Raw genomic sequence first — 25,917 nt, forward strand, 5'->3', positions numbered from 1 at the left:
CCCGTCCCATCCCGGGGGCTCCGCCCCCGGACCCCCGCTCCTCAAACTCCCCCAGAGGGGGCACCCCCAGAGGGGCTGACTCACCAGCCCGTCCGGCGTTTGAGGACGAGGCCGTTCAGGCCGAAGCGGGGGCCTGGGGGCGGCAGCCCCCAGAAGGATGGGAATGGGTAGGGGCGGCGGGGGCGGAAACCCTCTTACGCGGACGCCGGTGGGTAGAGTTCCCGGGGCAGACCGGACGCCGCTGCCGCGTCCAGGAGCCACAGGGTACGGGCCCGCCCGCGGGCCCCGGCCGCCGGCGCCTGGACCTCCCCGGCCCCGGACAACGCGATCGCCGCGGCCTGCGCCTTGTCCTCCCCGGCCGCCAGCAGCCACACCTCACGGGCGGCACGGATCGCCGGCAGGGTGAGCGTCACCCGGGTCGGCGGCGGCTTCGGCGAGCCGTGCACGCCGACCACCGTCCGCTCCGTCTCCCGCACCGCCGGCAGCTCCGGGAAGAGCGAGGCGACGTGCGTGTCCGGGCCCACACCGAGCAGCAGGACGTCGAAGGACGGCACCGGCGCATGGTTCTCCGGCATCGCGGCCCGCGCCAGCTCCTCGGCGTACGCCGCCGCCGCGGCGTCCACGTCGTCCCCGTGCGGCCCGTCCGACGCCGGCATCGCGTGCACCCGCCCGGGGTCCAGCGCCACCGAGTCCAGCAGCGCCTCACGGGCCTGCGTGACGTTCCGCTCCGCATCACCCTCGGGCAGGAACCGCTCGTCACCCCACCACAGATCCAGCCGGCCCCAGTCGATCGCGTCCCGGGCCGGCGAGGCCGCGAGCGCCGCCAGCAGGCCGTTGCCGTTGCGGCCGCCGGTCAGGACCACGGACGCCGAACCCCGGGAGGCCTGCGCGTCCACGATCCGCGTGATCAGCCGGGCCGCGGCGGCCTGCGCCATCAGCTCCTTGTCGCGGTGCACCACCAGCTGCGGGGTCTGCGTGCTCACTTCGCCGCCGCCTTCCTCACCGGTGCCTCCTCCTGCGCCGCGTCCTTCGCGGGAGCTTTCGCAGCCGTCTCGACGGGAGCGGGGACCGCGACCGGCTCGCCCCCGGACGCTCCTTTGGCGCCCCCGTCACCCGGCCCCGCGTTCAGCCGCTCCACGCCGTACCGCAGCGCCGACGCGTAGGTGTCGTCCGGGTCCAGCCGCCGCAGCTCCTCCGCGATCAGCTCCGCGGTGTCCCGGCGCTTGAGCGCCACCGCGCGGTTGGGCTGGCCCTGGATGGAGAGGTTGGCCAGCGTGCCGTCGCCGCGGTCCAGGACGATCGGCCCGCAGTCCGTGTCCATGCGGACCGCCGTCAGGCCGGGCCCGGCGGACACCGACCGCCGCACCGGCACGTCCAGCCGGTCCGCCAGCCACATCGCCAGCAGCTCGCAGCTGGGGTTGAACTCCTCGCCCTCCACCTCGACGCCCTGCACCTCGCAGGCCACCTGGTCCAGGGCCGCCGCCAGCATCGAACGCCACGGCGTGATCCGGGTCCAGGACAGGTCGGTGTCGCCGGGCGTGTACGTGCCGGCGCGGGCGATCAGCTCCTCCACCGGCTCCTCACAGGCGTAGGTGTCGGTGACGCGGCGCTGCGCCAGCGAGCCCAGCGGGTCGTCGGCGGGGTCCAGCGGCGCGTTCACCGGCCACCACACCACCACCGGCGCGTCCGGCAGGAGCAGCGGCAGGACCACCGACTGGGCGTGGTCGACCACCTCGCCGTGCAGCCGCAGCACCACCGTCTCACCGGTGCTGGCGTCCGCGCCGAGGCGCACCTCCGCGTCCAGCCGGGACTGGGTGCGGTCCCGGGGCGAGCGGGAGATCCGCTTGATGACGACGAGCGTGCGCGAGGGGTGCTCGTGCGAGGCGTCGCTCGCCGCCTTCAGCGCGTCGTAGGCGTTCTCCTCGTCCGTGACGATGACCAGCGTGAGCACCATGCCGATGGCCGGCGTGCCGATGGCCCGCCGGCCCTGCACCAGCGCCTTGTTGACCTTGCTGGCCGTGGTGTCCGTGAGGTCGATCTTCATGGCCGGCGCCAGCTCCGTCCGTCTCGCTCGAGCATTTCGTCCGCCTCGACGGGTCCCCAGGTCCCGGCCGGGTAACGGGCCGGGGTGCCGTGCCGGTCCCAGTACTCCTCGATCGGGTCGAGGATCTTCCAGGACAGCTCGACCTCCTCGGTGCGCGGGAAGAGGTTGGCGTCGCCGAGCAGCACGTCGAGGATGAGCCGCTCGTACGCCTCCGGGCTGGACTCGGTGAACGACTCGCCGTAGGCGAAGTCCATCGACACGTCCCGGATCTCCATCGAGGTGCCGGGCACCTTCGAACCGAAGCGGACGGTGACGCCCTCGTCGGGCTGGACCCGGATCACGATGGCGTTGGAGCCGAGCTCCTCCGTCGCCGTGGTGTCGAAGGGGGAGTGCGGGGCGCGCTGGAAGACGACCGCGATCTCGGTGACCCGGCGGCCCAGCCGCTTGCCGGTGCGCAGGTAGAAGGGGACGCCCGCCCAGCGGCGGTTGTCGATCCCCAGCTTGATCGCCGCGTAGGTGTCGGTCTTCGACTTCGGGTCGATGCCCTCCTCGTCGAGGTAGCCGATGACCTTCGCGCCGCCCTGCCAGCCCGCCGCGTACTGGGCGCGCACGGTGTCCCGGCCCAGGTCCTTGGGCAGCTTCACCGCGCCGAGCACCTTGGTCTTCTCCGCGGCCAGCGCGTCGGCGTCGAAGGAGGCGGGCTCCTCCATCGCGGTCAGCGCGAGCAGCTGGAGCAGGTGGTTCTGGATGACGTCGCGGGCGGCGCCGATGCCGTCGTAGTAGCCGGCCCGGCCGCCGATGCCGATGTCCTCGGCCATGGTGATCTGCACGTGGTCCACGTAGGACCGGTTCCAGATCGGCTCGAACATGGTGTTGGCGAAACGCAGCGCCAGGATGTTCTGGACGGTCTCCTTGCCCAGGTAGTGGTCGATGCGGAAGACCTGGTCCGGGGCGAAGACCTCGTGGACGATGGAGTTCAGCTCCTCGGCCGACCTCAGGTCGTGGCCGAACGGCTTCTCGATCACCGCGCGCCGCCAGGAGCCGCCCGTCTGGTCGGCCAGCCCGTGCTTCTTCAGCTGCTGGATGACCACCGGGAAGGACTTCGGCGGCACGGAGAGGTAGAAGGCGAAGTTGCCCCCGGTGCCCTGCTGCTTGTCCAGCTCCTCGATGGTGCCGCGCAGCCGCCGGAACGCCTCGTCGTCGTCGAAGGTGCCCTGGACGAAGCGCATCCCCTGGATGAGCTGCTGCCAGACCTCCTCGCGGAACGGCGTGCGGGAGTGCTCCTTGACGGCGTCGTGCACGACCTGGGCGAAGTCCTCGTGCTCCCAGTCGCGGCGGGCGAAGCCGACGAGCGAGAAGCCCGGCGGCAGCAGACCCCGGTTGGCGAGGTCGTACACGGCGGGCATGAGCTTCTTGCGGGACAGATCGCCCGTGACGCCGAAGATGACCAGACCCGACGGCCCCGCGATACGCGGGAGCCGTCGGTCTGCGGGGTCACGCAGCGGGTTGCTGCTTGACAAATTGTCAGCCCTCCGAGGGAGCGAGGCGCTTCAGCTCCGCCTCGGTCGACTTCAGCAGGTCGTTCCAGGACGCCTCGAACTTCTCGACGCCCTCCTCCTCCAGGAGGTGGACCACCTCGGCGTACGGGATGCCGAGCTTCTCGACCGCGTCGAGGTCGGCGCGGGCCTGCTCGTAGGTCCCGGCGACGGTGTCGCCGGTGATCTCGCCGTGGTCCTCGGTGGCCAGCAGGGTGGCCTCCGGCATGGTGTTCACCGTGTTCGGCGCCACCAGGTCGGTGACGTACATCGTGTCGCTGTACGCCTTGTCCTTCACGCCGGTCGACGCCCACAGCGGACGCTGCTTGTTGGCGCCCGCCTTCTCCAGCGCGGCCCAGCGGTCGGAGGCGAAGACCTCCTCGTAGGCCTGGTAGGCCAGGCGCGCGTTGGCCACGGCGGCCTTGCCGCGCAGGGCCTTGGCCTCGTCGGTGCCGAGCGCGTCGATGCGCTTGTCGATCTCGGTGTCCACGCGGGACACGAAGAAGGACGCCACGGAGTGGATCTCCGACAGGTCCAGGCCGCGCTCCTTGGCCTTCTCCAGGCCGGTCATGAACGCGTCCATGACCTTGCGGTAGCGCTCCAGCGAGAAGATCAGCGTGACGTTGACGCTGATGCCGTTGCCGATCGTCTCGGCGATCGCCGGCAGGCCCGCCTCGGTGGCCGGGATCTTGATGAAGGTGTTGGGCCGGTCCACCAGCCAGGCCAGCTGCCGGGCCTCGGCGACGGTCGCCTTGGTGTTGTGGGCCAGGCGCGGGTCGACCTCGATGGAGACCCGGCCGTCCTTGCCGCCGGTGGCGTCGTAGACCGGGCGCAGGATGTCGGCGGCGTCCCGGACGTCCGCCGTGGTGATCATGCGGATGGCCTCCTCGACGGTCACCTTGCGGGCCGCGAGGTCGGACAGCTGCCGGTCGTAGCCGTCGCCCTGGGAGATCGCCTTCTGGAAGATCGTCGGGTTGGTGGTGACGCCCACGACGTGCTGTTGGTCGATCAGCTCGGCGAGGTTGCCGGACGTGATCCGCTTGCGGGACAGGTCGTCCAGCCAGATCGCGACGCCTTCGTCGGAGAGGCGCTTGAGTGCGTCTGTCATGAAAAATGCATCTCCTACGTGTCGTGTACGAGCGTCAGCGCTGGGCCGCGGCGATCGATTCCTTCGCCTTCTCGGCGACGTTCTCGGCAGTGAAGCCGAACTCCTTGAAGAGCACCTTGCCGTCCGCCGAGGCACCGAAGTGCTCCAGGGAAACGATGCGGCCGGCGTCCCCCACGTACTTGTGCCAGGTCAGACCCACGCCTGCCTCGACCGCGACACGTGCCTTCACGGACGGGGGCAGAACGCTGTCCCGGTACCCCTGGTCCTGCTCCTCGAACCACTCCACGCACGGCATCGACACCACGCGGGTGGGCACGCCCTCGGCCTGGAGCGCCTCGCGCGCCTCGACGGCCACGTGCACCTCGGAGCCGGTGGCGAGGAGGATCACCTGCGGCTCGCCGCCTTCGGCCTCGAACAGCACGTACCCGCCCTTGGCGGCGTCGTCGTCCGGCTCGTACGTCGGCACGCCCTGGCGGGTGAGGGCCAGACCGTGCGGGGTGCCCTTGCCGAACTCCTTCGTCCAGCGCGTGAGGATCTCGCGCCAGGCGATCGCGGTCTCGTTGGCGTCGGCCGGGCGGACGACGTTCAGACCGGGGATGGCGCGCAGCGAGGCCAGGTGCTCGACGGGCTGGTGGGTGGGGCCGTCCTCGCCCAGGCCGATGGAGTCGTGCGTCCACACGTACGTGACGGGCAGGTGCATCAGCGCCGACAGCCGCACCGCGTTGCGCATGTAGTCGGAGAACACCAGGAAGGTGCCGCCGTAGACGCGGGTGTTGCCGTGCAGCGCGATGCCGTTCATCTCCGCGGCCATGGCGTGCTCGCGGATGCCGAAGTGGATCGTGCGGCCGTACGGGTCCGCCTCGGGCAGCGGGTTGTCCGCCGGCAGGAACGACGACGTCTTGTCGATCGTGGTGTTGTTCGAACCGGCCAGGTCGGCGGAGCCGCCCCACAGCTCGGGGATCACCGCGCCGAGCGCCTGGAGCACCTTGCCGGAGGCGGCGCGGGTGGCGACGCCCTTGCCCGTCTCGAAGACCGGGATCTTCTCCGCCCAGCCGGTGGGCAGCTCGCCCTTGGCGATCCGGTCGTACTCGGCGGCGCGCTCGGGGTTGGTGTCCCGCCACTGCTGGAAGGACTTCTCCCACACGGCCCGCGCGGCCTGGCCGCGCTCCAGCGCCTGCCGGGTGTGGGAGAGGACGTCGTCGGCGACCTCGAAGTGCTTGGCCGGGTCGAAGCCCAGGACCCGCTTGGTGGCGGCGACCTCGTCCTCGCCGAGGGCGGAGCCGTGGGCGGCCTCGGTGTTCTGCGCGTTCGGGGCCGGCCAGGCGATGATCGAGCGCATCGCGATGAAGGACGGCTTGTCCGTGACCTTCTTCGCCTCCTGGATCGCGTCGTAGATCGCGTTCGGGTCCAGGTCGCCGTCCGGCTTGGGGGCGACGCGCTGCACGTGCCAGCCGTAGGCCTCGTACCGCTTGACGGTGTCCTCGGAGACGGCCGTCTCGGTGTCGCCCTCGATCGAGATGTGGTTGTCGTCCCACAGCAGGACCAGGTTGCCGAGCTTCTGGTGGCCGGCCATCGAGGAGGCCTCGGCGGAGATGCCCTCCTGGAGGCAGCCGTCACCGGCGATGCAGTAGACGAAGTGGTCGAACGGGGACTCCCCGACCGGGGCGTCCGGGTCGAACAGACCGCGCTCGTAGCGGGCGGCCATCGCCATGCCGACGGCGTTGGCGACACCCTGGCCCAGCGGGCCGGTGGTGGTCTCCACACCCGTGGTGTGGCCGTACTCGGGGTGACCCGGGGTCTTCGACCCCCACGTCCGGAAGGACTTCAGGTCGTCCAGCTCCAGGCCGAAGCCGGCCAGGTACAGCTGGGTGTAGAGGGTCAGGGACGAGTGGCCGGCGGACAGCACGAAGCGATCGCGCCCGACCCAGTTCGCGTCGGCCGGGTCGTGCCGCATCACCTTCTGGAAGAGGGTGTAGGCGGCCGGTGCCAGGCTCATCGCCGTACCGGGATGGCCGTTGCCGACCTTCTGTACGGCGTCGGCGGCCAGGACACGTGCGGTATCGACGGCCCGGCGGTCCAGCTCGGTCCACTCGAGGTCTGTGGTGGTCGGCTTGGTGCTCACCCTGAGTCAGGGCTCCTCTCCACATGTCGGTTGCCGGTGCGCGTGGGCGCCCACCGGCTGCCGGCGTTCGCGCATCGGCCGGCCGCTGCTGAGCCTACCCCCGTAAGTACGTGCGTTTTTCCCCTGGAAACCAGACTGCCGGGACTCTTGGAAGTCCGCCTCCCGACTGGGTGAAACGGCATTCGGCAAGTGAATACGAGCGCGCTCATCTGACCGCTCATTCGACCCCCTGTACGCACGTCGGAGCACGCCCGCCAACACGACCCCACCCCCGCGAAGGGCGAGGTACGGGCAACGTCTAAAGTGGCGTGGTACGCGCGAGCCCTTTACCGCCACTTCACACGGGGGGCTTGCTGGGATGTCTCTGTCAGGGGTGTGCGTGACGGCCGTTGAATCCCGTCCTGCGGGGGTTATCGGGACGAGCCAGGGCCCGAGTCACCGGCCGATCGGGGCCCGTGTCAAGGCGTTCGTGGCGCTGACCAAGCCGCGGATCATCGAGCTTCTGCTGATCACCACCGTGCCGGTGATGTTCCTCGCCGAGCAGGGTGTGCCGGACATGACGCTGGTGCTGCTGACCTGCGTCGGCGGCTACCTCTCGGCGGGCGGCGCCAACGCGCTGAACATGTACATCGACCGCGACATCGACGCGCTGATGGAGCGCACCTCGCAGCGTCCGCTGGTCACCGGCATGGTCAGCCCCCGCGAGTGCCTGGTCTTCGGCATCACCCTCGCGGTCGTCTCGACGCTGCTGTTCGGCCTGACCGTCAACTGGCTGTCGGCCTGGCTCTCCCTCGGCGCCCTCCTCTTCTACGTGGTCGTCTACACGATGATCCTCAAGCGCCGGACCTCGCAGAACATCGTCTGGGGCGGCATCGCCGGCTGTCTGCCGGTCCTCATCGGCTGGTCGGCGGTGACGAACTCGATGTCCTGGGCGCCGGTCATCCTGTTCCTGGTGATGTTCTTCTGGACGCCGCCGCACTACTGGCCGCTGTCCATGAAGGTCAAGGACGACTACGCGCGCGTGGGCGTGCCGATGCTCCCGGTCATCGCCTCCAACAAGGTCGTCGCCCGGCAGATCGTGATCTACAGCTGGGTCATGGTCGCCGTGTCCCTGCTGCTCACGCCGCTCGGCTACACCGGCTGGTTCTACACGGCGGTGGCCCTGCTGGCCGGCGGCATGTGGCTGTGGGAGGCGCACGGGCTGCAGAACCGGGCCAAGGCCGAGGTGACCGGGGCCAAGCTCAAGGAGATGCGGCTGTTCCACTGGTCGATCACCTACGTGTCGGTGCTGTTCCTGGCGATCGCGATCGACCCCTTCCTGCGCTGACATCCGCTTCCCCGACGGGCGGGGGGGGGGGGGGGGGGGGGAGGAAAACAAACCCCCCCCCCCCCCCTCCCCCCCCCCCCGCCAAGGAACCCAACACCAAAACCCAATCCCACCCCCCCCCCCCCCCCCCCCCCCCCCCCCCCCCCCCCCCCCCCCCCCCCCCCCCCCCCCCCCCCCCCCCCCCCCCCCCCCCCCCCCCCCCGCCCGTCGCCGTTCGATCTACCCGTCGGTAGCATCCTGACCATGGCAGACACGCAGCAGGTTGACGCGAAGGCCGAGCGCGAGGCGGCCCGGCTGGCCCGGCGGATCGGTTCCTTCTCCAAGGCCCACGGCGGCGCCGAGGGCCATGTGGCCTACCTCGGCCAGCGCGGCGCCCGCATCTCGCTCGTCGGCGAGGACGGCGGCTGGGGAGACGTGGTGGCGTCCTCGTACGCGATCGCCGAGAAGGCGGTGGAGAAGGCCGGGATCACCGTCCACGAGGCCTTCGACGGCGACTTCGCGGCGAAGGTGCGCACCGGGCCCTACGAGTGGTCGCGCATGGCGGGCATCCAGGTCGGAGGCCCGAGCAACACCTGACACCCGGTTCACCCGTTAGGACCGTAGGGGGCCGTGGGCGACACGGTCCGAGGAGGCGGTCCAGTCACGGGGAGCCCGGATGATCGAAACGCCGTCCCTGGTGGACCAGTACTGCCACGGCGTGCTCAGAACGGAGCTGGGCCTCGGCACCTTCGAGGCCCAGCTGGCCCGCACCGAGGGCCCGCCCGCGCCGGGCACCACCCTGTTCGACACCCAGACCGGGTTCGCGGTGCGCCGCTGGTGCCCGCCGCTGCTCGGCCTGGAACCCCACTGCCCGCCCGCCCGCTACCTCGCCCGGCGCCGGGAACTGGGCGTGCTGGAGGCCGACCGCAGGCTGCTGCGGGGCAGCGGCATCACCACCTACCTGGTCGACACCGGCCTGCCCGGCGACCTCACCGGCCCCGCCGAGATGGCCTCGGCCTCGGCGGCCGACGCCCACGAGATCGTCCGCCTGGAACTGCTCGCCGAGCAGGTCGCCGACACCTCCGGCACCGTGGAGTCCTTCCTCGCCAATCTCGCCGAGGCCGTGCACGGCGCGGCGACGCACGCGGTCGCCTTCACCTCCGTCGCCGGGGTCCGGCACGGCCTCGCCCTCGCCCCGGAACCGCCGGGCCCCGGCGAGGTGCGCGGCGCGGCCGGCCGCTGGCTGTGCGGACGCGAGGTCGGCGGCGAGCTGAGCGACCCGGTGCTCCTGCGCCACCTGCTGTGGATCGCCGTCGCCTCCGGGCTGCCGCTCCAGCTCCACGCGGGCCTCGGCGAACCCGGCCTGCGCATCGACCGCACCGACCCGGTCCTGCTGACCGACTTCGTCCGGGCCACCGCCGGCCTCGGCACCGACCTGGTCCTGCTGCACGGCTACCCGTACCACCGGCACGCCGCCCACCTCGCCGGCGTCTTCCCGCACGTCTACGCCGACTCGGGGGCGGCCCTGGTCCGCACCGGCGCCCGCGCGGCGACGGTCCTGGCCGAGATCCTGGAGCTGGCGCCGTTCGGCAAGATCCTCTTCTCCAGCGGCGCCCAGGGCCTGCCGGAGCTGCACGTGGTGGGCGCCCGCCTCTTCCGCGAGGCCCTCGGCCGCGTCCTCGGCACCTGGGTGGCCGAGGGCGCCTGGTCCCTGTCCGACGCCCAACGAGTGGCCACCATGATCGCCTCCGGCAACGCGGGCCGGGTGTACGGGCTGGACTGATCTACGAGCGCCGGCGGGGCGGGGATCCGCGAACCGGTCCGACGGGCGCCGTCGAGGCAGGGGTTCACCATGCGCGAGTACCGGCGGGCTGGGGGTGCCCGGCGAGGTCGTGGAGGATGTCCGGCGGCGCCGCTACGGTGGCGCGGCCCCGCCGCCCGTCGGGGAGTGGGCCGCGCGTCGGGCCGAGCTGGTCAGGGCCTACCTGGGGCCGGCCATCGACGGGCTGGTGGCGGCGTGTGACGGGTGAGTCGTGGCCTCGGGGCGTGCGGGGGTGTCCGTCGCCGGGAGGTCGGGGCGCTCGCGGAGGGCCAGGGCCACTCGGAGTACCGCGATCCAGGTCAGGGCGGAGCCGAGCATGTGCAGGCCGACCAGGAGCTCCGGGAGGTCGGTGAAGTACTGGACGTAGCCGATGACGCCCTGCGCGAGCAGCACCAGGAACAGCTCGCGGGTGCGGGCCAGCGGCCCCTTGGGGGCGTCGACGGCCTTGAGCACGAACCACAGGGCGAACGTCAGCGTCACCACGATCCACGCCAGGACGGCGTGCACCTTGCTGACCGTCTCCCAGTCGACCGGCATCCGCGGGACCTCGCTGGAGTCGCCGGCGTGCGGACCGGCGCCGGTGACCACCGTGCCGACCAGGATCAGCACGACGGAGGCGGCGATCAGGGCCCACACCAGCTGCCGGACCGACGAGCCGACCAGCGGGCGCGGAGCCGCGTCGCCCTCCCGGGCGCGCTGCCACATCACCGTGGCGACGGCGATCAGCGCGGACGTGGCCACGAAGTGGGCCGCGACCGTGTACGGGTTGAGGCCGACGAGCACCACGATGCCGCCCAGGACCGCGTTGCTCATCACGATCCAGAACTGCGCCCAGCCCAGCCGGGTCAGGCCCCGCCGGTACGGCTTCGTGGAGCGGGCGGCGATGATCGCCCAGCCGACCGCGGCGCACAGCACGTACGTCAGCATGCGGTTGCCGAACTCGATGGCGCCGTGCAGGCCCATCTCGCGGGTGGCGGTCAGCGAGTCGTCGGTGCACTTGGGCCAGGTCGGGCAGCCCAGGCCCGAGCCGGTCAGCCGGACGGCGCCGCCGGTGACGACGATGACCACGGACATGACGAGCGCGGCGAGGGCGGCGCGCCGGACCGTCCGGGGGTCCGGGGTCCAGCGTGCGGCGATGAACGCGAGGGGGTTGCGCACGGCGGCTGCGGCGCCGGCGCGGGTCTGGTTTGGCACGCGCTCCATGGTAGGCCCGGCCTTGTGCACGCTTTCACGAGGGTCGTCCATCGTGCGGCCGCCCTACTCCCAGCGGAAGAACTTCCCGGCCGCCGCCAGCCCCGCGACCGCCCAGGCGGCGAGGACGCCGAGGTCGGCCCAGGGGAGGCCGGCGCCGTGCTGGAGCACGTCCCGCAGGCCGTCCGAGAGCGCGGAGATGGGCAGCAGGCCCAGCACCGTCTGCGCCGCGTCCGGGAACTTCTCCAGCGGGACGATCACGCCGCCGCCCACCAGGAGCAGCAGGAAGACCAGGTTGGCGGCGGCCAGGGTCGCCTCCGCCTTCAGCGTGCCCGCCATGAGCAGGCCGAGGCCGGAGAAGGCCGCCGTGCCGAGGACCAGCAGGAGCAGGACGGTGAACGGGTCGCCGTGCGGGGACCAGCCCAGCGCGAACGCGATCACCGTCAGCAACACGACCTGGAGCACCTCGGTGACCAGGACGGACAGTGTCTTGGCGGTCATCAGGCCCCAGCGCGGCAGCGGCGAGGACGCCAGCCGCTTCAGCACCCCGTACCGGCGTTCGAAACCGGTCGCGATGGCCTGCCCCGTGAACGCCGTCGACATCACGGCGAGCGCCAGCACGCCCGGGGTGAGGAAGTCGACCGCCTCACCGGCGCCGGTGTCGACGATGTCGACCGAGCCGAACAGCACCAGCAGCAGGGCCGGGATGACCACCGTCAGCAGCAGCTGCTCGCCGTTGCGCAGCAGCATCCGCGTCTCCAGCGCCGCCTGGGCGACGATCATGCGGGGCAGGGGCGCGGCGCCCGGCCTCGGCGCGTAGGTCCCCGTACCGGTGGCGGTCATGAGCGCAGCTCCTTGCCGGTCAGCTCCAGGAAGACGTCCTCCAGAGTGTGCCGCTCGACTGAGATCCGGTCCGGCATCACCCCGTGCTGCGCGCACCACGACGTCACCGTCGCGAGCAGCTGCGGGTCCACCTTGCCGATCACCCGGTACGACCCGGGCGTCAGCTCGGCCGCCGAGCAGTCCGCGGGCAGCGCCTTGAGCAGCGAGGCGATCTCCAGCCCGGGCCGCCCGGAGAACCGCAGGGTGTTCTCCGCGCCGCCCCGGCACAGCTCCTCCGGCGAGCCCTGGGCGACGACCTTGCCCGCGTCGATGATGGCGACGTCGTCGGCGAGCTGCTCGGCCTCGTCCATGTGGTGGGTGGTGAGGATCACCGAGACGCCGTCGGCGCGCAGGTCGCGCACCAGGTCCCAGGTGGCCCGGCGGGCCTGCGGGTCCAGGCCCGCGGTCGGCTCGTCCAGGAAGACCAGCTCCGGGCGGCCCACCACGGCCATCGCCAGCGCGAGCCGCTGCTGCTGGCCGCCGGACAGGCGCCGGTACGTCGTCCGGCCGCAGGAGCCGAGCCCCAGCCGCTCGATCAGGGCGTCCACGTCCAGCGGGTGCGCGTGCAGCCTCGCCACGTGCCGGAGCATCTCGTCGGCCCGCGCACCGGAGTACACGCCGCCGGACTGGAGCATCACGCCGACCCGCGGACGCAGCCGGCCGGCGTCGCGCACCGGGTCCAGGCCCAGCACCCGGACCGTGCCGGAGTCCGGCCGCCGGTACCCCTCGCAGGTCTCGACCGTGGTCGTCTTGCCCGCCCCGTTGGGGCCGAGGACGGCGGTCACCCCCGCCCGGGCCACCAGGTCGAGGCCGTTCACCGCGGTCTTCGTGCCGTACCGCTTCACCAGGGCCTGGACCTGGACCACGGGCTCGCTTCGCATGGGTCACGAGTCTAGGGAGGCGCACGGCGGCTCAGGCGCGGGGGTGCGCGATGCCCTCCCCGCGCGGACGGTGCACCGGCAGCCACCGTTCGGCGTAGGCGACGGCGTCGGCCACCGGGAACAGCCGGGCCTGCGCCGCGCCGACCGTGCCGCGGACGACGGGCCGGTCCCGTTCGAAGTCGTGGCCCAGTTCGTCGAAGCGCTCGGAGCTGATCGACACCTCCGTCACCCGCTCCCAGCCGTACGGTCCGGGCCGGCCCACCTCGACCAGGGGAGAGGCGATCCGGTACTCGGCGAGGTGGAAGCTCGTACAGCTGCCGTAGCCGGCGCCGAGCAGCAGCACCCGGGCGCCCAGCCGCTCCAGCCGGGCCAGCGGGCTGCGCTCCCCGAGCCGGCAGTCCGTGGCGTGCCCGTCGGTGATCTCCTTCGCAAGGGGGCCGACCGCCGCGAACGAGGTCTGCGGATGGGCGCTGCGCAGGGCGCCCGGCCAGGTGCGCACGGTCTCCGGGACCACGCCGACGCCGCGGGTCGGGGTGGTCCGCGGGTCGTACGGAGGCATCGCGGCGCGGATCGTGTCCCACCACTCGGCGGGCACCGGCGGCTGCTGCCACAGTGCCGGGTCGGAGAGGTCGCCGGTCTGGGTCGGGACGACCAGCGTGCCGTCCGGTCCGAGGGCGTCGAGCAGGCCCTGGACCACCGCGACGCGCCCGCCGCAGACCCAGCCGAGGGAGCGCAGGGAGGAGTGCACCAGGAGGGTCTCGCCCGAGCGGACGCCGAGCGCGCGCAACTCGGCGGCGAGGGTGCCACGGGTCACAAGAGGGCCGGTCGGAGGGGGTGCGGACATGGTCACGGAGTCTCCCGGAGCGCGTCCCCGAGCGCCAGCCGTTTGATCGATCAGTGATCGTTTCCGCAGGTCAGATTAGGTTCACCTAAGTGACGCACGGCACCATGGGGCGGTCCGGACGCCGCTTGCCCGGCTCCGAAGAATTACGCAACAATGGCGTTGTGAAAAACGTCGGCGAGGCACCCCACGAGGAGCTCGCGACCGGTGAGCGGTCCACCCGCAACCGTGTCGCGCGCTCCATCCTGGACCACGGGCCGTCGACCGTCGCCGAGCTCGCCGAGCGCCTCGGCCTCACCCAGGCCGCCGTCCGCCGGCACCTCGACGCGCTGGTCACCGACGGCGTCGTGGAGGCCCGCGACCGCAGGGTCTACGGCACGCGCACGCGCGGGCGGCCCGCGAAGGTGTTCGCGCTGACCGACTGCGGACGGGACGCCTTCGACCAGTCCTACGACAAGCTGGCCGTGGACGCCCTGCGCTGGATCGCCCAGCAGGAGGGCGGGGACCAGGCGGTCGCCGCCTTCGCCCGGGCCCGGATCGCCGCCCAGGCCGGCGCCTACCGCAGGGCGGTCGAGGCCGCGGCCCCCGAGCGGCGGACGGAGGCCCTGGCGAAGGCGCTCAGCGCGGACGGGTACGCTGCCACCGCGCGCAGCGCGCCCCGGCCCCAGCAGGGCGAACAGCTCTGCCAGCACCACTGCCCGGTCGCCCACGTCGCCGAACAGTTCCCGCAGCTGTGCGAGGCCGAGACGGAATTTTTCGCCGAGCTGCTCGGTACGCATGTACAGCGGCTGGCGACCATCGCCCACGGCGACGGCGTCTGCACGACGTTCATCCCCAAGACTTCCACGACACCCACCAAGACCCACAACGCTTCTGCAAGCACGGCCGGGAGGAACCCCGCATGACTCTCCCCACGGAGACTGCCCACCCTGAGCTGGAGGGCCTGGGCAAGTACGAGTACGGCTGGGCCGACTCCGACGAGGCCGGTGCGTCGGCGCGTCGCGGCCTGGACGAGGACGTCGTCCGGGACATCTCCGACAAGAAGTCCGAGCCGGAGTGGATGACCAAGCTCCGCCTCAAGGGCCTGCGGCTCTTCGAGAAGAAGCCCATGCCGAACTGGGGCTCGGACCTGTCGGGCATCGACTTCGACAACATCAAGTACTTCGTGCGCTCCACGGAGAAGCAGGCGGAGTCCTGGGAGGACCTGCCCGAGGACATCAAGAACACCTACGACAAGCTCGGCATCCCGGAGGCGGAGAAGCAGCGCCTGGTCGCCGGCGTCGCCGCGCAGTACGAGTCGGAGGTCGTCTACCACCAGATCCGCGAGGACCTGGAGGAGCAGGGCGTCATCTTCCTGGACACCGACACCGCGCTGAAGGAGCACCCGGAGCTCTTCAAGGAGTACTTCGGCACGGTCATCCCGGCCGGCGACAACAAGTTCGCCGCGCTGAACACCGCGGTGTGGTCCGGCGGCTCCTTCATCTACGTGCCGAAGGGCGTGCACGTGGAGATCCCGCTCCAGGCCTACTTCCGGATCAACACCGAGAACATGGGCCAGTTCGAGCGGACCCTGATCATCGTCGACGAGGGTGCCTACGTGCACTACGTCGAGGGCTGCACGGCGCCGATCTACAAGTCGGACTCGCTGCACTCCGCGGTCGTCGAGATCATCGTCAAGAAGAACGCCCGCTGCCGCTACACGACCATCCAGAACTGGTCGAACAACGTCTACAACCTGGTCACCAAGCGCGCCGTGGCCTACGAGGGCGCGACCATGGAGTGGGTCGACGGCAACATCGGCTCCAAGGTGACGATGAAGTACCCGGCCGTCTACCTGATGGGCGAGCACGCCAAGGGCGAGACCCTGTCCATCGCCTTCGCCGGCGAGGGGCAGCACCAGGACGCGGGCGCCAAGATGGTCCACATGGCCCCGAACACCTCGTCCAACATCGTCTCCAAGTCGGTGGCGCGCGGCGGCGGCCGTACGTCCTACCGCGGCCTGATCGAGATCGGCGAGGGCGCCCCGGGCGCCAAGTCCAACGTGCTCTGCGACGCCCTGCTGGTCGACACGATCTCCCGCTCCGACACCTACCCCTACGTGGACGTCCGCGAGGACGACGTGTCCATGGGCCACGAGGCGACCGTCTCCAAGGTCTCCGAGGACCAGCTCTTCTACCTGATGAGCCGCGGTCTCTCCGAGGACGAGGCGATGGCGATGATCGTGCGCGGCTTCGTCGAGCCGATCGCCAAGGAGCTGCCCATGGAGTACGCCCTGGAGCTCAACCGGCTGATCGAGCTGCAGATGGAGGGCGCGGTCGGCTGATCACCGGCCGGGGCGGCCCCCGGGGCCGCCCCGCTCTCCCCTCCAGCCCCTTACGTAACGGAAAGCGAGCACTACGACAGCCATGGCTGAGGCTCAGAACATCCCGGTGGGCTCCACCACCGCCGGTGCGATCGCGGTGGCCGCCGAGGCGGACTCGACGGTCGCCACGCGCATGAGCGCGCCCCCGTCCTACGACGTGGCCGACTTCCCGGTCCCGCACGGCCGGGAGGAGGAGTGGCGCTTCACCCCGCTGGAGCGGCTGCGCGGCCTGCACGACGGCACCGCCACCGCCACCGGCGAGGGCGTGAAGGTCGCCGTCGAGGCCCCCGAGGGCGTCACCGTCGAGACCGTCGGCCGTGACGACGCCCGGATCGGCAAGGCCGGCGTCCCGGTGGACCGCGTCGCCGCCCAGGCCTACTCGGCCTTCGAGCGGGCCTCGGTCGTGACCGTGCCGAAGGAGACCGTCCTCACCGAGCCGATCCGCATCGCGGTGCACGGCGAGGGCGGCACCGCCTTCGGCCACCAGGTCGTCGAGCTGGGCGCGTTCGCCGAGGCCGTCGTGGTCATCGACCACACCGGCGACGCGGTGCTCGCCGCCAACGTCGACTACGTCCTCGGCGACGGCGCCAAGCTCACCGTCGTCTCCGTCCAGGACTGGGACGACAAGGCCGTGCACGTGGGGCAGCACAACGCCCTCGTCGGCCGCGACGCCTCCTTCAAGTCGGTGGTCGTCACCTTCGGCGGCGACGTCGTCCGTCTGCACCCGCGCGTCGCCTACGCCGGTCCCGGCGGCGAGGCGGAGCTGTTCGGCCTGTACTTCACCGACCGGGGCCAGCACCAGGAGCACCGCCTCCTGGTCGACCACAACGTCCCGCACTGCAAGTCCAACGTCGTCTACAAGGGCGCGCTCCAGGGCGACGACGCGCACGCGGTGTGGATCGGCGACGTGCTCATCGAGGCCAAGGCCGAGGGCACCGACACCTACGAGATGAACCGCAACCTCGTCCTCACGGACGGCGCGCGGGTCGACTCGGTGCCGAACCTGGAGATCGAGACCGGCGAGATCGTCGGCGCCGGGCACGCCAGTGCCACCGGCCGCTTCGACGACGAGCAGCTCTTCTACCTGATGGCCCGCGGCATCCCGGAGTTCGAGGCCCGCCGCCTGGTGGTCCGCGGCTTCTTCGCCGAGCTGGTCCAGCAGATCGGCGTCGCGGACATCGAGGAGCGGCTGATCGCCAAGATCGAGCAGGAGCTGGAGGCCTCGGTCGCATGACCTTCGTACGCGTCTGTGGGGCGGGCGAGCTGGAGGAGGACACCCCCAAGCGGGTGGAACTCGACGGCACGCCGATCTCCGTCGTGCGCACCGAGGGCGAGATCTTCGCGATCCACGACATCTGCTCGCACGCGAACGTCTCCCTGGCCGAGGGCGAGGTCGACGACTGCCACATCGAGTGCTGGCTGCACGGCTCGCGCTTCGACCTCCGCTCCGGCAAGCCCGACGCCCTCCCGGCGACGCGCCCCGTCCCCGTATACCCCGTAAAGATCGAAGGGGACGACGTGCTCGTCTCCCTCACCCAGGAGTCCTGAGGCACCCATGGCAACGCTTGAAATCCGAGACCTGCACGTGACCGTCGAGGCCGACAACGCCACGAAGGAGATCCTCAAGGGCGTCGACCTCACCGTGAAGCAGGGCGAGACGCACGCCATCATGGGCCCCAACGGCTCGGGCAAGTCGACCCTCGCCTACTCGCTCGCGGGTCACCCCAAGTACACGATCACCCAGGGCACCGTCACCCTCGACGGCGAGGACGTCCTGGAGATGTCCGTCGACGAGCGCGCCCGCGCCGGCCTCTTCCTCGCCATGCAGTACCCGGTCGAGGTCCCCGGCGTCTCGGTCTCCAACTTCCTGCGGACCTCCGCGACCGCGATCCGCGGCGAGGCCCCCAAGCTGCGCACCTGGGTGAAGGAGGTCAAGGAGGCCATGGAGCGCCTCAACATGGACCCCGCCTTCGCCGAGCGCAACGTCAACGAGGGCTTCTCCGGCGGTGAGAAGAAGCGCCACGAGATCCTCCAGCTGGAGCTGCTCAAGCCGAAGATCGCGGTCCTCGACGAGACCGACTCCGGCCTCGACGTCGACGCCCTGCGCGTCGTCTCCGAGGGCGTCAACCGCGTCCGCGAGACCGGCGAGGTCGGCACGCTGCTGATCACGCACTACACGCGCATCCTGCGCTACATCAAGCCCGACCACGTCCACGTCTTCGCGGCCGGCCGCATCGCCGAGTCCGGCGGCCCCGAACTGGCCGACAAGCTGGAGGCCGAGGGCTACGAGGCATACACGAAGGGTGGCGCATCCGAGTGACACAGCTGCCGGGCCTCCTCGACACCGAGGCGATCCGCAAGGACTTCCCGATCCTGGACCGCGTGCTCCACGACGGTAAGAAGCTCGTCTACCTCGACAACGCCGCGACCTCGCAGACCCCGCGCCAGGTCATCGACGTGCTCGACGAGTACTACGAGCAGCACAACGCCAACGTCCACCGTGGCGTGCACGTCCTCGCCGAGGAGGCCACGGCGCTGTACGAGGGCGCGCGCGACAAGGTCGCGGAGTTCGTCAACGCGCCCTCGCGCGACGAGGTGATCTTCACCAAGAACGCCTCGGAGTCGCTCAACCTCGTGGCCAACATGCTCGGCTGGGCCGACGAGCCCTACCGGGTCGACCACGAGACCGAGATCGTCATCACGGAGATGGAGCACCACTCCAACATCGTCCCGTGGCAGCTGCTGGCGCAGCGCACGGGCGCGAAGCTCCGCTGGTTCGGCCTGACCGACGACGGCCGCCTGGACCTGTCCAACATCGACGAGGTCATCACCGAGAAGACCAAGATCGTCTCCTTCGTGCTGGTCTCCAACATCCTGGGCACCCAGAACCCGGTCGAGGCGATCGTGCGCCGCGCCCAGGAGGTCGGCGCGCTCGTGTGCGTCGACGCCTCCCAGGCCGCGCCGCACATGCCGCTGGACGTGCAGGCCCTCCAGGCCGACTTCGTGGCCTTCACCGGCCACAAGATGTGCGGCCCGACCGGCATCGGCGTCCTGTGGGGCCGCCAGGAACTGCTGGAGGACCTCCCGCCGTTCCTCGGCGGCGGCGAGATGATCGAGACGGTCTCGATGCACTCGTCGACGTACGCCCCGGCCCCGCACAAGTTCGAGGCGGGCACGCCCCCGATCGCGCAGGCGGTGGGCCTGGGCGCGGCGATCGACTACCTCAACTCGATCGGCATGGACAAGATCCTCGCCCATGAGCACGCGCTCACCGAGTACGCGGTGAAGAGGCTGGCGGAAGTCCCCGACCTGCGCATCATCGGCCCGACGACGGCCGAGGAGCGCGGCGCGGCGATCTCCTTCGTCCTCGGCGACATCCACCCGCACGACGTGGGCCAGGTCCTGGACGAGCAGGGCATCGCGGTCCGGGTCGGCCATCACTGCGCCCGGCCGGTCTGCCTCCGGTACGGAATTCCTGCGACCACCCGAGCGTCGTTCTATCTGTACTCCACGCCGGCTGAGATCGACGCGCTGGTCGACGGCCTGGAGCACGTACGGAACTTCTTCGGCTGAGGGGCGTGCTGAGACGGTGAAACTGGATTCCATGTACCAGGAAGTCATCCTGGACCACTACAAGAACCCGCACGGGCGTGGTCTGAGGGATGGCGACGCCGAGGTGCACCACGTCAATCCGACGTGCGGCGACGAGATCACCCTGCGCGTGAAGTACGACGGTACGACGATCAAGGACGTCAGCTACGAGGGCCAGGGCTGCTCGATCAGCCAGGCCTCGGCCTCCGTGCTGAACGAGCTCCTGGTCGGCAAGGAACTGGCCGAGGCGCAGAAGATCCAGGAGACCTTCCTGGAGCTGATGCAGTCCAAGGGCAGGATCGAGCCGGACGACGCGATGGAGGACGTCCTGGAGGACGCCGTCGCGTTCGCCGGGGTGTCCAAGTACCCGGCCCGGGTCAAGTGCGCCCTGCTGAGCTGGATGGCCTGGAAGGACGCGACGTCCCAGGTGCTGGACGGCACCGACGCCGAGAAGGAGACGGCATGAGCGAGACCGTGAAGATGAAGCCGGCCTCGGAGGAGGAGCTCCGCGAGGCACTGATGGACGTCGTCGACCCCGAGCTGGGCATCGACGTCGTCAACCTGGGCCTCATCTACGGCATCCACGTCGACGAGTCGAACATCGCGACCGTCGACATGACCCTGACCTCGGCGGCCTGCCCGCTGACCGACGTCATCGAGGACCAGGCCAAGTCCGCCACGGAAGGCCTGGTCAGCGAGTTGCGCATCAACTGGGTCTGGATGCCGCCGTGGGGTCCCGACAAGATCACGGACGATGGGCGCGAGCAGCTGAGGGCGCTCGGGTTCAACGTCTGAGGCGGCTGCAACGCCTGAGGCGGCTTCGACGTCTGAGGCGGAGCCTCTTCCGGAACGGCGGTACCTGCGGGTGCCGCCATTCCGTCGTCTCCGGTGCGTTCGGCCGCCGCGCTATGTACGCTCGTACACATGGGATATCTGCTCCTTGCCGGAGCCATCGCCGCCGAGGTCGCCGCCACCACCGCCATGAAGTACAGCGACGGCTTCAGCAGACTGGTCCCGTCGCTGCTGACGGCGCTGGGCTACCTCGTCTCCTTCACCCTGCTCGCCCAGACTCTGAGGACGGTCTCGGTGGGGACGGCGTACGCCATCTGGGCGGGCGTCGGCACGGCGGCGATCGCCACGATCGGCGTGGTGTTCCTGGGGGAGGGCATGACCGCCGTCAAGGCCGTCGGCATCGCCCTGATCATCATCGGGGTCGTGGTGCTGAACCTGGGCGGAGCGCACTGATGCCCCGCCGCTACGACCCGGAACGCCGGCAGCGCATCATCGACGCGGCGATCAGGGTGGTGGGCGCCAAGGGCATCGCCGGCCTCAGCCACCGCACGGTGGCCGCGGAGGCGGACGTCCCGCTGGGCTCCACGACGTACCACTTCGCCACCCTCGACGAACTGCTGGTGGCCGCGCTGCGCCAGGCCAACGAGGGCTTCGCCAAGGTCCTCGCCGCGCACCCGCGCCTGGCCGACCCGGCGGCCGACCTCGCCGGGGAACTCGCCCGCGTCCTGGGCGAATGGCTGGCCGGCGACCGCGAGGGCGTGGAACTGGAGTACGAGCTGTATCTGGCCGCCCTGCGCCGGCCCGCCCTGCGCCCCGTCGCCGCCGAGTGGTGCGAGGGCATCGCCGAGGTCCTCGCCTCCCGCACCGACCCGGTGACGGCGCGGGCCCTGGTGGCGCTGATGGACGGCATCTGCCTCCAGGTGCTGCTCACGGACACGCCGTACGACGAGGAGTACGCGCGGCAGGTGCTGGCACGGGTCGCGCACCCCGCCCACGGCTAGCCGGGCGCGGAGCGGGCCGGCGGGTCCCGCGGACGGAAAATCCGCTCGCGCGGGCGCGGCCGGATGGGAGGGTGTCGGGGCACATCGACCGACCGCCGAAGGGACCCCGGGATGGCCGTCATCCACCGCACCACCGTCACGCCGACCAAGCTGGAGCTGCTCGCCTCCTGGCTGCCCTCCCGGCCGTGGTACGGCGGCGGGGACACACCGGAACCGGTCAAGGCCGGGGGCTTCCGGCTGGACGACCCGCAGGGCGAGGTCGGCATCGAGTTCATGGTGGTCACCGATACGGCCGGTCCCCGCCCGGCCACCTACCTGGTGCCGCTCACCTATCGCGGTGCCCCGCTCGCCGGGGCCGAGCACGCCCTCGTCGGCACCATGGAGCACGGGGTGCTGGGCCGGCGCTGGGTCTACGACGGCTGCCACGACCCGGTGCTCGTGGCGGAGCTGCTGGCCCTGATCGAGGGCCGGGCCCAGGCCCAGGACCAGAACGCCAGCGACACCCCCGACCTCGACGTCGAGCGCTCCTGCGACGGTGACTGCCCCGCCGCCGGGCAGCTCACCCTCGTCACCGACGACCGGGAGGGCACCGAGCTGCGGGCCCCCCACGGCCCGGCGCTCCGCCTGCACCGGGTGCTGCGGCCCGCCTCGGACGACGCCGGTGTGCCGCCGCACGCGGCCGGTCATGTCGCCGGTGCCTGGCGCACACGGGACGGCAGCCGTGCGCGGGGCCTGTTCGCCGTCCTGCACGCGGGCCCGGAGGCCTGAGCGGCCCGGGGGGCGGACCGGTAGTGGGCCGGCGGGGCGGGGCCGGTGCGCGTACCGGGCTGGGGGGGGCGGGCTTGGGGCAGGGCTCATCGGCGGGGCCCCAGGCTGCGGGGCTTCAGGCCGCGGGGCCTCAGGCTGAGGGGCCGCGTGCGTCGGATGGACAGGCGGCCGAGGACGGGCGACCCGCGAGTCCGTCCGCCGCGGTCCTCGCGGCGGGCACCGTGAGTCGCCCGGCACGTGAGACATCCCGTGGCCCGGTTCGCCCGGGGCGCCGCCCGCCGGTTAGGTTGCCCTCATGACCGACACGACTGCTTCCCGCACCACCGGTGCCGTGGCCGCCGGCCTCGCCACCATCACCTCCGACGGCACCGTCCTGGACACCTGGTTCCCCGCCCCCGAGCTCGTCGCCGAGCCCGGCCCGTCCGGCACCGAGCGGCTCACCGCCGAGCAGGCCGCGGAGCTGATCGGCGGCGGCGCGACCGCGGCGATCGGCCCGGACGCCCGCCGGGGCGTCGAGGTGGTCGCGGTCCGCACGGTCATCGCCTCCCTCGCCGAGAAGCCGATCGACGCGCACGACGTCTACCTGCGCCTGCACCTGCTCTCGCACCGCCTGGTCAAGCCGCACGGCCAGAGCCTGGACGGCATCTTCGCCCACCTCGCCAACGTCGCCTGGACCTCGCTGGGCCCGGTCGCCGTGGACGACATCGAGAGGGTCCGCCTGAACGCGCGCGCCGAGGGCCTGCACCTCCAGGTGACCTCGATCGACAAGTTCCCGCGCATGACCGACTACGTGCTGCCCAAGGGCGTCCGCATCGCCGACGCCGACCGGGTCCGCCTCGGCGCGCACCTCGGCGAGGGCACCACCGTGATGCACGAGGGCTTCGTCAACTTCAACGCCGGCACGCTCGGCACGTCGATGGTCGAGGGCCGCATCTCCGCGGGCGTCGTGGTCGGCGACGGCTCGGACATCGGCGGCGGCGCCTCCACCATGGGCACGCTGTCCGGCGGCGGCAACGTCATCATCTCCATCGGCGAGCGCTGCCTGGTCGGCGCCGAGGCGGGCGTGGGCATCGCGCTGGGCGACGAGTGCGTGGTCGAGGCCGGCCTGTACGTCACCGCCGGCACCCGCGTCACCATGCCCGACGGCCAGATCGTGAAGGCCCGCGAGCTGTCCGGCGCCTCCCACATCCTCTACCGCCGCAACTCGGTCACGGGCGCGGTGGAGGCCCGCCCGAACAACGCGGTCTGGGGCGGCCTGAACGAGATCCTGCACAGCCACAACTGACACCACGGGCTGCCCGACCGAGCGCCCTCCCCGGCCGGCGACGGCGGGGAGGGCGCTGTTCTGCGCGCGGTGCCGCTCCCTGTGATCGTTTGCGGCGGGCGCGCGCCTGGGCAGGCACCGTGCGCGGCAGCCGGTGAAACGAAGGAGTAGCAGTATGGAAGAGATCACCGCGGTGATATCCCTCGTCATTTCCACGGTCTCCCTGGCCGTGATCGCGGCGGCGCTGAGGTTCCAGTCCCGGCAGATGAAGATCGCCCAGGACGAGAGCATGCGGGCGCAGCACCGGGAACTCGTCACGATGTCCATGAACGACGCCGCGCTGGCGCGCTGTTGGGGCGACGCGCCCGACGGTGAGTGGACGGACCGGGAGCGGCAGCTGATGTTCGCCAACCTGATCTTCTCCTGGTACTACTCGTCGTTCATCACCGAGGACGTCAACGCGGCGCAGTTGAAAGCGAACCTCGAGTCCTTCTTCCGGGGGGAAGTGGGACGCGAGTACTGGAGCCGCAGCAGGGAGGGGTGGGCGAAGCTGATCGACGCCGCGGGCTCGGCGCGCAAGGCGAGTTTCCTGGTCGTGGCGGACGACTGCTACCGCTCGGTGGCGAACGTGGCCCCGTGACGTGCGGGCCGTCGGGCGTGCTCCTCGCGGGGCGACTCCGTCTCCGAGGCGGAAGGACGCGCACAGGCCGTGACCTTCCGGTGGTTTTGGCAGATGAACGGGTGGACGCAGAGTCCGATCAGAAGCCGAACCGACGAGACGAGGGACGGACATGGCCGGGGCGAGGAACGTGCGGGGGCGGGCTGTGGCGCGGTGGCTGGCCGGGGTGGGGGCGGTGATGGCCGTGTGCTGGCTTCCGGCCGGTGCCGCGCACGCCGACGAGACGAGCAACGCCTCGCACAACGGGCACCGGGTCGGCCTGCTCAACCTCAACGTCGGGCAGATCGACGACCCGGCGGAGGACGTCCTGGAGCACACGCTGCTGCTCGGGGGCAGTCACCGCTGGGAGTAGGGCCGGCCGCGCCGACGGCGGTCGCCCGGCGGCCGGGCGGAGCGGGGCGCGGACCGGGCCGGCGGGCAGGCCGAGGTCGCCGAGGAGCGCCTTGGCCGTGACCGCTCCCGGCAGGTCCGACCCGGTCATCGCCTCGATCAGCGGTGGTTTCGGCAGGGAGGCAGGCGAGATCTACTTAAATTTCTTATGGGGTGTTGTTAAGCACCGCTGAGAGGTCGGGGGCGGCGGCGGGCGGGGTAGCGGACGTCGGGCCGGGGTACCCGGGCGTTCCGAACCCGAGAGGAGGCGGAACACCGTGACCGGGACCATGGACACCAGGCCGCCCGTGCGCGACGAGCACCACTCCGTGGGCGAACTCGTCGGGCAGGCCACCGAACAGCTCTCCCGGCTCGTGCGTCAGGAAGTGGCTCTCGCCAAGACCGAGCTGGCCGACAAGGGACGGCGCATGGGGCGGGGCGGCGGGATGCTGGGCGCCGCGGGCGCCATCGCGTACGTCGGTCTGATCGCACTGGCCGGCACGGCCACCGCCGCGCTCTCGCTGGCGCTGCCCGTCTGGGCCGCGGCACTCATCGTGACGGCCGTGCTCTTCGTGGTCGCGGGCGTGCTGGCCCTGGCCGGACGCGCGCAGTTGCGCCGTGCCGCACCCCCCACGCCCGAACAGACCCTCGGCAGTGTCAGGGCCGACGTGGAGGAGATCAAGGGAAGGGCGCATCGATGACGGACGCGACGAGCGGCGACAGCAGGCGGGCCGGTTCCACCACCGGACCGGCGGGCGGGGCGAAGGGGCCCGACGAGCTGCGGCGGCAGATCGAGCAGACCCGCAGCGAACTGGGCGACACGGTCGAGGAACTGGCCGGCAAGGCCGACGTGAAGGGCCGCGCCAAGGCGCGGGCCGCCGACCTCAAGGACAAGGCCGGCGCGCTGACCGTGCAGCTGCGGAGTTCGGCCGCGCAGGCCGGGCACAGCGTGCAGGACCGGGCCGGCCGGGCCGGGCACGCCGTGCAGGACAAGGCCCACGGAGTACAGGACAAGGCCCACGGCGTGCGGGACAAGGCCGGCCGCTCGGGGCGCGGCGGCAGGCACAAGGCGGGCCGCGGCGGGCCGCCCGTCGAGCACGACCTGCCGGGACCGGTGCACAGCGCGGCCCGCACCGGTCGCAGGCGCCCCTCCCCGGCGGTCGTCGCCGGCGCCGCAGCCTGCACCGGCGCCGCCATCGCCGCAGGCGTGCTGTGGCGCCGCCGCCACGGGCACTGCTGAGCCCGCCCGGGGGGGGGGGGGGGGGGGGGGGGGGGGGGGGGTGGCGGGGGGGGGGGGGGGGGGGGGGGGGGGGGGGGGGGGGGGGGGGGGGGGGGGGGGGGGGGGTGGGGGTCGACTAC

The 25,917-nt window shown here is 71.8% G+C and carries 28 protein-coding genes and 1 pseudogene; 19 read left to right on the top strand and 10 right to left on the bottom strand.

The window, feature by feature from the left end; translation table 11 throughout:
- Positions 1–194 precede the first annotated feature (194 nt).
- From pgl to tkt, 5 genes are read right to left on the bottom strand one after another with little or no spacing between them, the layout of a single operon-like run.
- Entirely contained in the window at positions 195–983 is a 789-nt protein-coding gene (gene pgl / locus ACZ45Q_RS11185; RefSeq protein ID WP_468258205.1) for a 6-phosphogluconolactonase, read from the bottom strand.
- The gene (opcA, locus tag ACZ45Q_RS11190) at positions 980–2,044 is read right to left on the bottom strand and encodes a glucose-6-phosphate dehydrogenase assembly protein OpcA (RefSeq protein WP_468258208.1); all 1,065 of its coding nucleotides are present in this window, start codon (positions 2,042–2,044) and stop codon (positions 980–982) included. The genes pgl and opcA overlap by 4 nt, the downstream gene beginning before the upstream one ends.
- On the bottom strand, positions 2,041–3,564 hold the full coding sequence (gene zwf / locus ACZ45Q_RS11195) for a glucose-6-phosphate dehydrogenase (protein WP_468258211.1): 1,524 nt from the start codon (positions 3,562–3,564) through the stop codon (positions 2,041–2,043). The genes opcA and zwf overlap by 4 nt, the downstream gene beginning before the upstream one ends.
- Positions 3,565–3,568: 4 nt before the next feature.
- A complete protein-coding gene (tal, locus tag ACZ45Q_RS11200; protein ID WP_468258213.1) occupies positions 3,569–4,687 on the bottom strand; it encodes a transaldolase in 1,119 nt (372 codons plus the stop codon).
- A gap of 34 nt (positions 4,688–4,721) precedes the next feature.
- A complete protein-coding gene (gene tkt, locus ACZ45Q_RS11205; RefSeq protein ID WP_468258216.1) occupies positions 4,722–6,809 on the bottom strand; it encodes a transketolase in 2,088 nt (695 codons plus the stop codon).
- Positions 6,810–7,167: 358 nt separating this feature from the next.
- Between tkt and ACZ45Q_RS11210 the strand changes: the two genes are divergently transcribed.
- The 3 genes from ACZ45Q_RS11210 (at position 7,168) to ACZ45Q_RS11220 (ending at position 9,898) form a co-directional block, all read left to right on the top strand.
- Complete coding sequence (locus ACZ45Q_RS11210) at positions 7,168–8,136, top strand: heme o synthase (RefSeq protein WP_468258219.1); 969 nt, start codon at positions 7,168–7,170, stop codon at positions 8,134–8,136.
- Between the two features lie 243 nt (positions 8,137–8,379).
- Entirely contained in the window at positions 8,380–8,712 is a 333-nt protein-coding gene (locus tag ACZ45Q_RS11215; RefSeq protein WP_468258222.1) for a hypothetical protein, read from the top strand.
- A 79-nt stretch (positions 8,713–8,791) separates the two neighbouring features.
- Positions 8,792–9,898, top strand: coding sequence for an amidohydrolase family protein (locus ACZ45Q_RS11220; RefSeq protein ID WP_468258225.1), 1,107 nt, complete (start codon positions 8,792–8,794; stop codon positions 9,896–9,898).
- 198 nt (positions 9,899–10,096) lie between these two features.
- Here ACZ45Q_RS11220 and ACZ45Q_RS11225 read toward each other — a convergent pair whose 3' ends face one another.
- From ACZ45Q_RS11225 to ACZ45Q_RS11240, 4 genes are read right to left on the bottom strand one after another with little or no spacing between them, the layout of a single operon-like run.
- On the bottom strand, positions 10,097–11,140 hold the full coding sequence (locus tag ACZ45Q_RS11225; protein ID WP_468258228.1) for a COX15/CtaA family protein: 1,044 nt from the start codon (positions 11,138–11,140) through the stop codon (positions 10,097–10,099).
- 54 nt (positions 11,141–11,194) lie between these two features.
- A complete protein-coding gene (locus tag ACZ45Q_RS11230; RefSeq protein ID WP_468258231.1) occupies positions 11,195–11,971 on the bottom strand; it encodes an ABC transporter permease in 777 nt (258 codons plus the stop codon).
- The gene (locus ACZ45Q_RS11235; protein ID WP_468258234.1) at positions 11,968–12,891 is read right to left on the bottom strand and encodes an ABC transporter ATP-binding protein; all 924 of its coding nucleotides are present in this window, start codon (positions 12,889–12,891) and stop codon (positions 11,968–11,970) included. The genes ACZ45Q_RS11230 and ACZ45Q_RS11235 overlap by 4 nt, the downstream gene beginning before the upstream one ends.
- Before the next feature lie 31 nt (positions 12,892–12,922).
- Positions 12,923–13,735: an AAC(3) family N-acetyltransferase gene (locus tag ACZ45Q_RS11240; protein WP_468258236.1), complete on the bottom strand. Its 813-nt coding sequence runs from the start codon at positions 13,733–13,735 to the stop codon at positions 12,923–12,925.
- 161 nt (positions 13,736–13,896) lie between these two features.
- Here ACZ45Q_RS11240 and ACZ45Q_RS11245 point away from each other — a divergent pair, with 161 nt between their 5' ends.
- From ACZ45Q_RS11245 to ACZ45Q_RS11310, 14 genes are all read left to right on the top strand, one after another.
- Complete coding sequence (locus tag ACZ45Q_RS11245; protein WP_468258239.1) at positions 13,897–14,637, top strand: helix-turn-helix transcriptional regulator; 741 nt, start codon at positions 13,897–13,899, stop codon at positions 14,635–14,637.
- Positions 14,634–16,055, top strand: a complete 1,422-nt coding sequence (gene sufB, locus ACZ45Q_RS11250) for a Fe-S cluster assembly protein SufB (RefSeq protein WP_468258241.1) — start codon at positions 14,634–14,636, stop codon at positions 16,053–16,055. Before ACZ45Q_RS11245 ends, sufB begins: the two co-directional genes overlap by 4 nt.
- Before the next feature lie 82 nt (positions 16,056–16,137).
- On the top strand, positions 16,138–17,328 hold the full coding sequence (gene sufD, locus ACZ45Q_RS11255) for a Fe-S cluster assembly protein SufD (RefSeq protein WP_468258244.1): 1,191 nt from the start codon (positions 16,138–16,140) through the stop codon (positions 17,326–17,328).
- Complete coding sequence (locus tag ACZ45Q_RS11260; protein ID WP_416527764.1) at positions 17,325–17,642, top strand: non-heme iron oxygenase ferredoxin subunit; 318 nt, start codon at positions 17,325–17,327, stop codon at positions 17,640–17,642. Before sufD ends, ACZ45Q_RS11260 begins: the two co-directional genes overlap by 4 nt.
- Positions 17,643–17,649: 7 nt before the next feature.
- Positions 17,650–18,414: a Fe-S cluster assembly ATPase SufC gene (gene sufC, locus ACZ45Q_RS11265; protein WP_468258247.1), complete on the top strand. Its 765-nt coding sequence runs from the start codon at positions 17,650–17,652 to the stop codon at positions 18,412–18,414.
- Positions 18,411–19,667 (top strand): cysteine desulfurase, encoded by a 1,257-nt coding sequence (locus tag ACZ45Q_RS11270; RefSeq protein ID WP_468258249.1) that lies wholly within the window; start codon positions 18,411–18,413, stop codon positions 19,665–19,667. Before sufC ends, ACZ45Q_RS11270 begins: the two co-directional genes overlap by 4 nt.
- Positions 19,668–19,683: 16 nt before the next feature.
- Positions 19,684–20,151, top strand: a complete 468-nt coding sequence (gene sufU, locus ACZ45Q_RS11275) for a Fe-S cluster assembly sulfur transfer protein SufU (RefSeq protein WP_468258252.1) — start codon at positions 19,684–19,686, stop codon at positions 20,149–20,151.
- A complete protein-coding gene (locus tag ACZ45Q_RS11280) occupies positions 20,148–20,480 on the top strand; it encodes a metal-sulfur cluster assembly factor (RefSeq protein ID WP_468258255.1) in 333 nt (110 codons plus the stop codon). Before sufU ends, ACZ45Q_RS11280 begins: the two co-directional genes overlap by 4 nt.
- A 129-nt stretch (positions 20,481–20,609) precedes the next feature.
- A complete protein-coding gene (locus ACZ45Q_RS11285; RefSeq protein WP_468258258.1) occupies positions 20,610–20,930 on the top strand; it encodes a DMT family transporter in 321 nt (106 codons plus the stop codon).
- Positions 20,930–21,478, top strand: a complete 549-nt coding sequence (locus ACZ45Q_RS11290; protein ID WP_468258261.1) for a TetR/AcrR family transcriptional regulator — start codon at positions 20,930–20,932, stop codon at positions 21,476–21,478. Before ACZ45Q_RS11285 ends, ACZ45Q_RS11290 begins: the two co-directional genes overlap by 1 nt.
- Positions 21,479–21,589: 111 nt before the next feature.
- Positions 21,590–22,246 (top strand): maltokinase N-terminal cap-like domain-containing protein, encoded by a 657-nt coding sequence (locus tag ACZ45Q_RS11295; protein ID WP_468258263.1) that lies wholly within the window; start codon positions 21,590–21,592, stop codon positions 22,244–22,246.
- Between the two features lie 295 nt (positions 22,247–22,541).
- Complete coding sequence (gene dapD / locus ACZ45Q_RS11300) at positions 22,542–23,531, top strand: 2,3,4,5-tetrahydropyridine-2,6-dicarboxylate N-succinyltransferase (protein ID WP_468258266.1); 990 nt, start codon at positions 22,542–22,544, stop codon at positions 23,529–23,531.
- A gap of 154 nt (positions 23,532–23,685) precedes the next feature.
- Complete coding sequence (locus ACZ45Q_RS11305) at positions 23,686–24,150, top strand: DUF6082 family protein (RefSeq protein ID WP_468258269.1); 465 nt, start codon at positions 23,686–23,688, stop codon at positions 24,148–24,150.
- Positions 24,151–24,301: 151 nt separating this feature from the next.
- The gene (locus ACZ45Q_RS11310) at positions 24,302–24,541 is read left to right on the top strand and encodes a hypothetical protein (protein WP_468258272.1); all 240 of its coding nucleotides are present in this window, start codon (positions 24,302–24,304) and stop codon (positions 24,539–24,541) included.
- A 30-nt stretch (positions 24,542–24,571) separates the two neighbouring features.
- Here ACZ45Q_RS11310 and ACZ45Q_RS11315 read toward each other — a convergent pair.
- A pseudogene (locus tag ACZ45Q_RS11315) lies at positions 24,572–24,685 on the bottom strand (4-hydroxy-tetrahydrodipicolinate synthase); the annotation flags it as partial.
- Positions 24,686–24,836: 151 nt separating this feature from the next.
- On the opposite strand from ACZ45Q_RS11315, the gene ACZ45Q_RS11320 reads away from it, so the two are divergent.
- On the top strand, positions 24,837–25,259 hold the full coding sequence (locus ACZ45Q_RS11320; protein WP_468258275.1) for a phage holin family protein: 423 nt from the start codon (positions 24,837–24,839) through the stop codon (positions 25,257–25,259).
- Positions 25,256–25,798, top strand: coding sequence for a DUF3618 domain-containing protein (locus ACZ45Q_RS11325; protein ID WP_468258277.1), 543 nt, complete (start codon positions 25,256–25,258; stop codon positions 25,796–25,798). Before ACZ45Q_RS11320 ends, ACZ45Q_RS11325 begins: the two co-directional genes overlap by 4 nt.
- Positions 25,799–25,917 lie beyond the last annotated feature (119 nt).

The organism is Streptomyces sp. NPDC031049 (genome assembly GCF_055571015.1).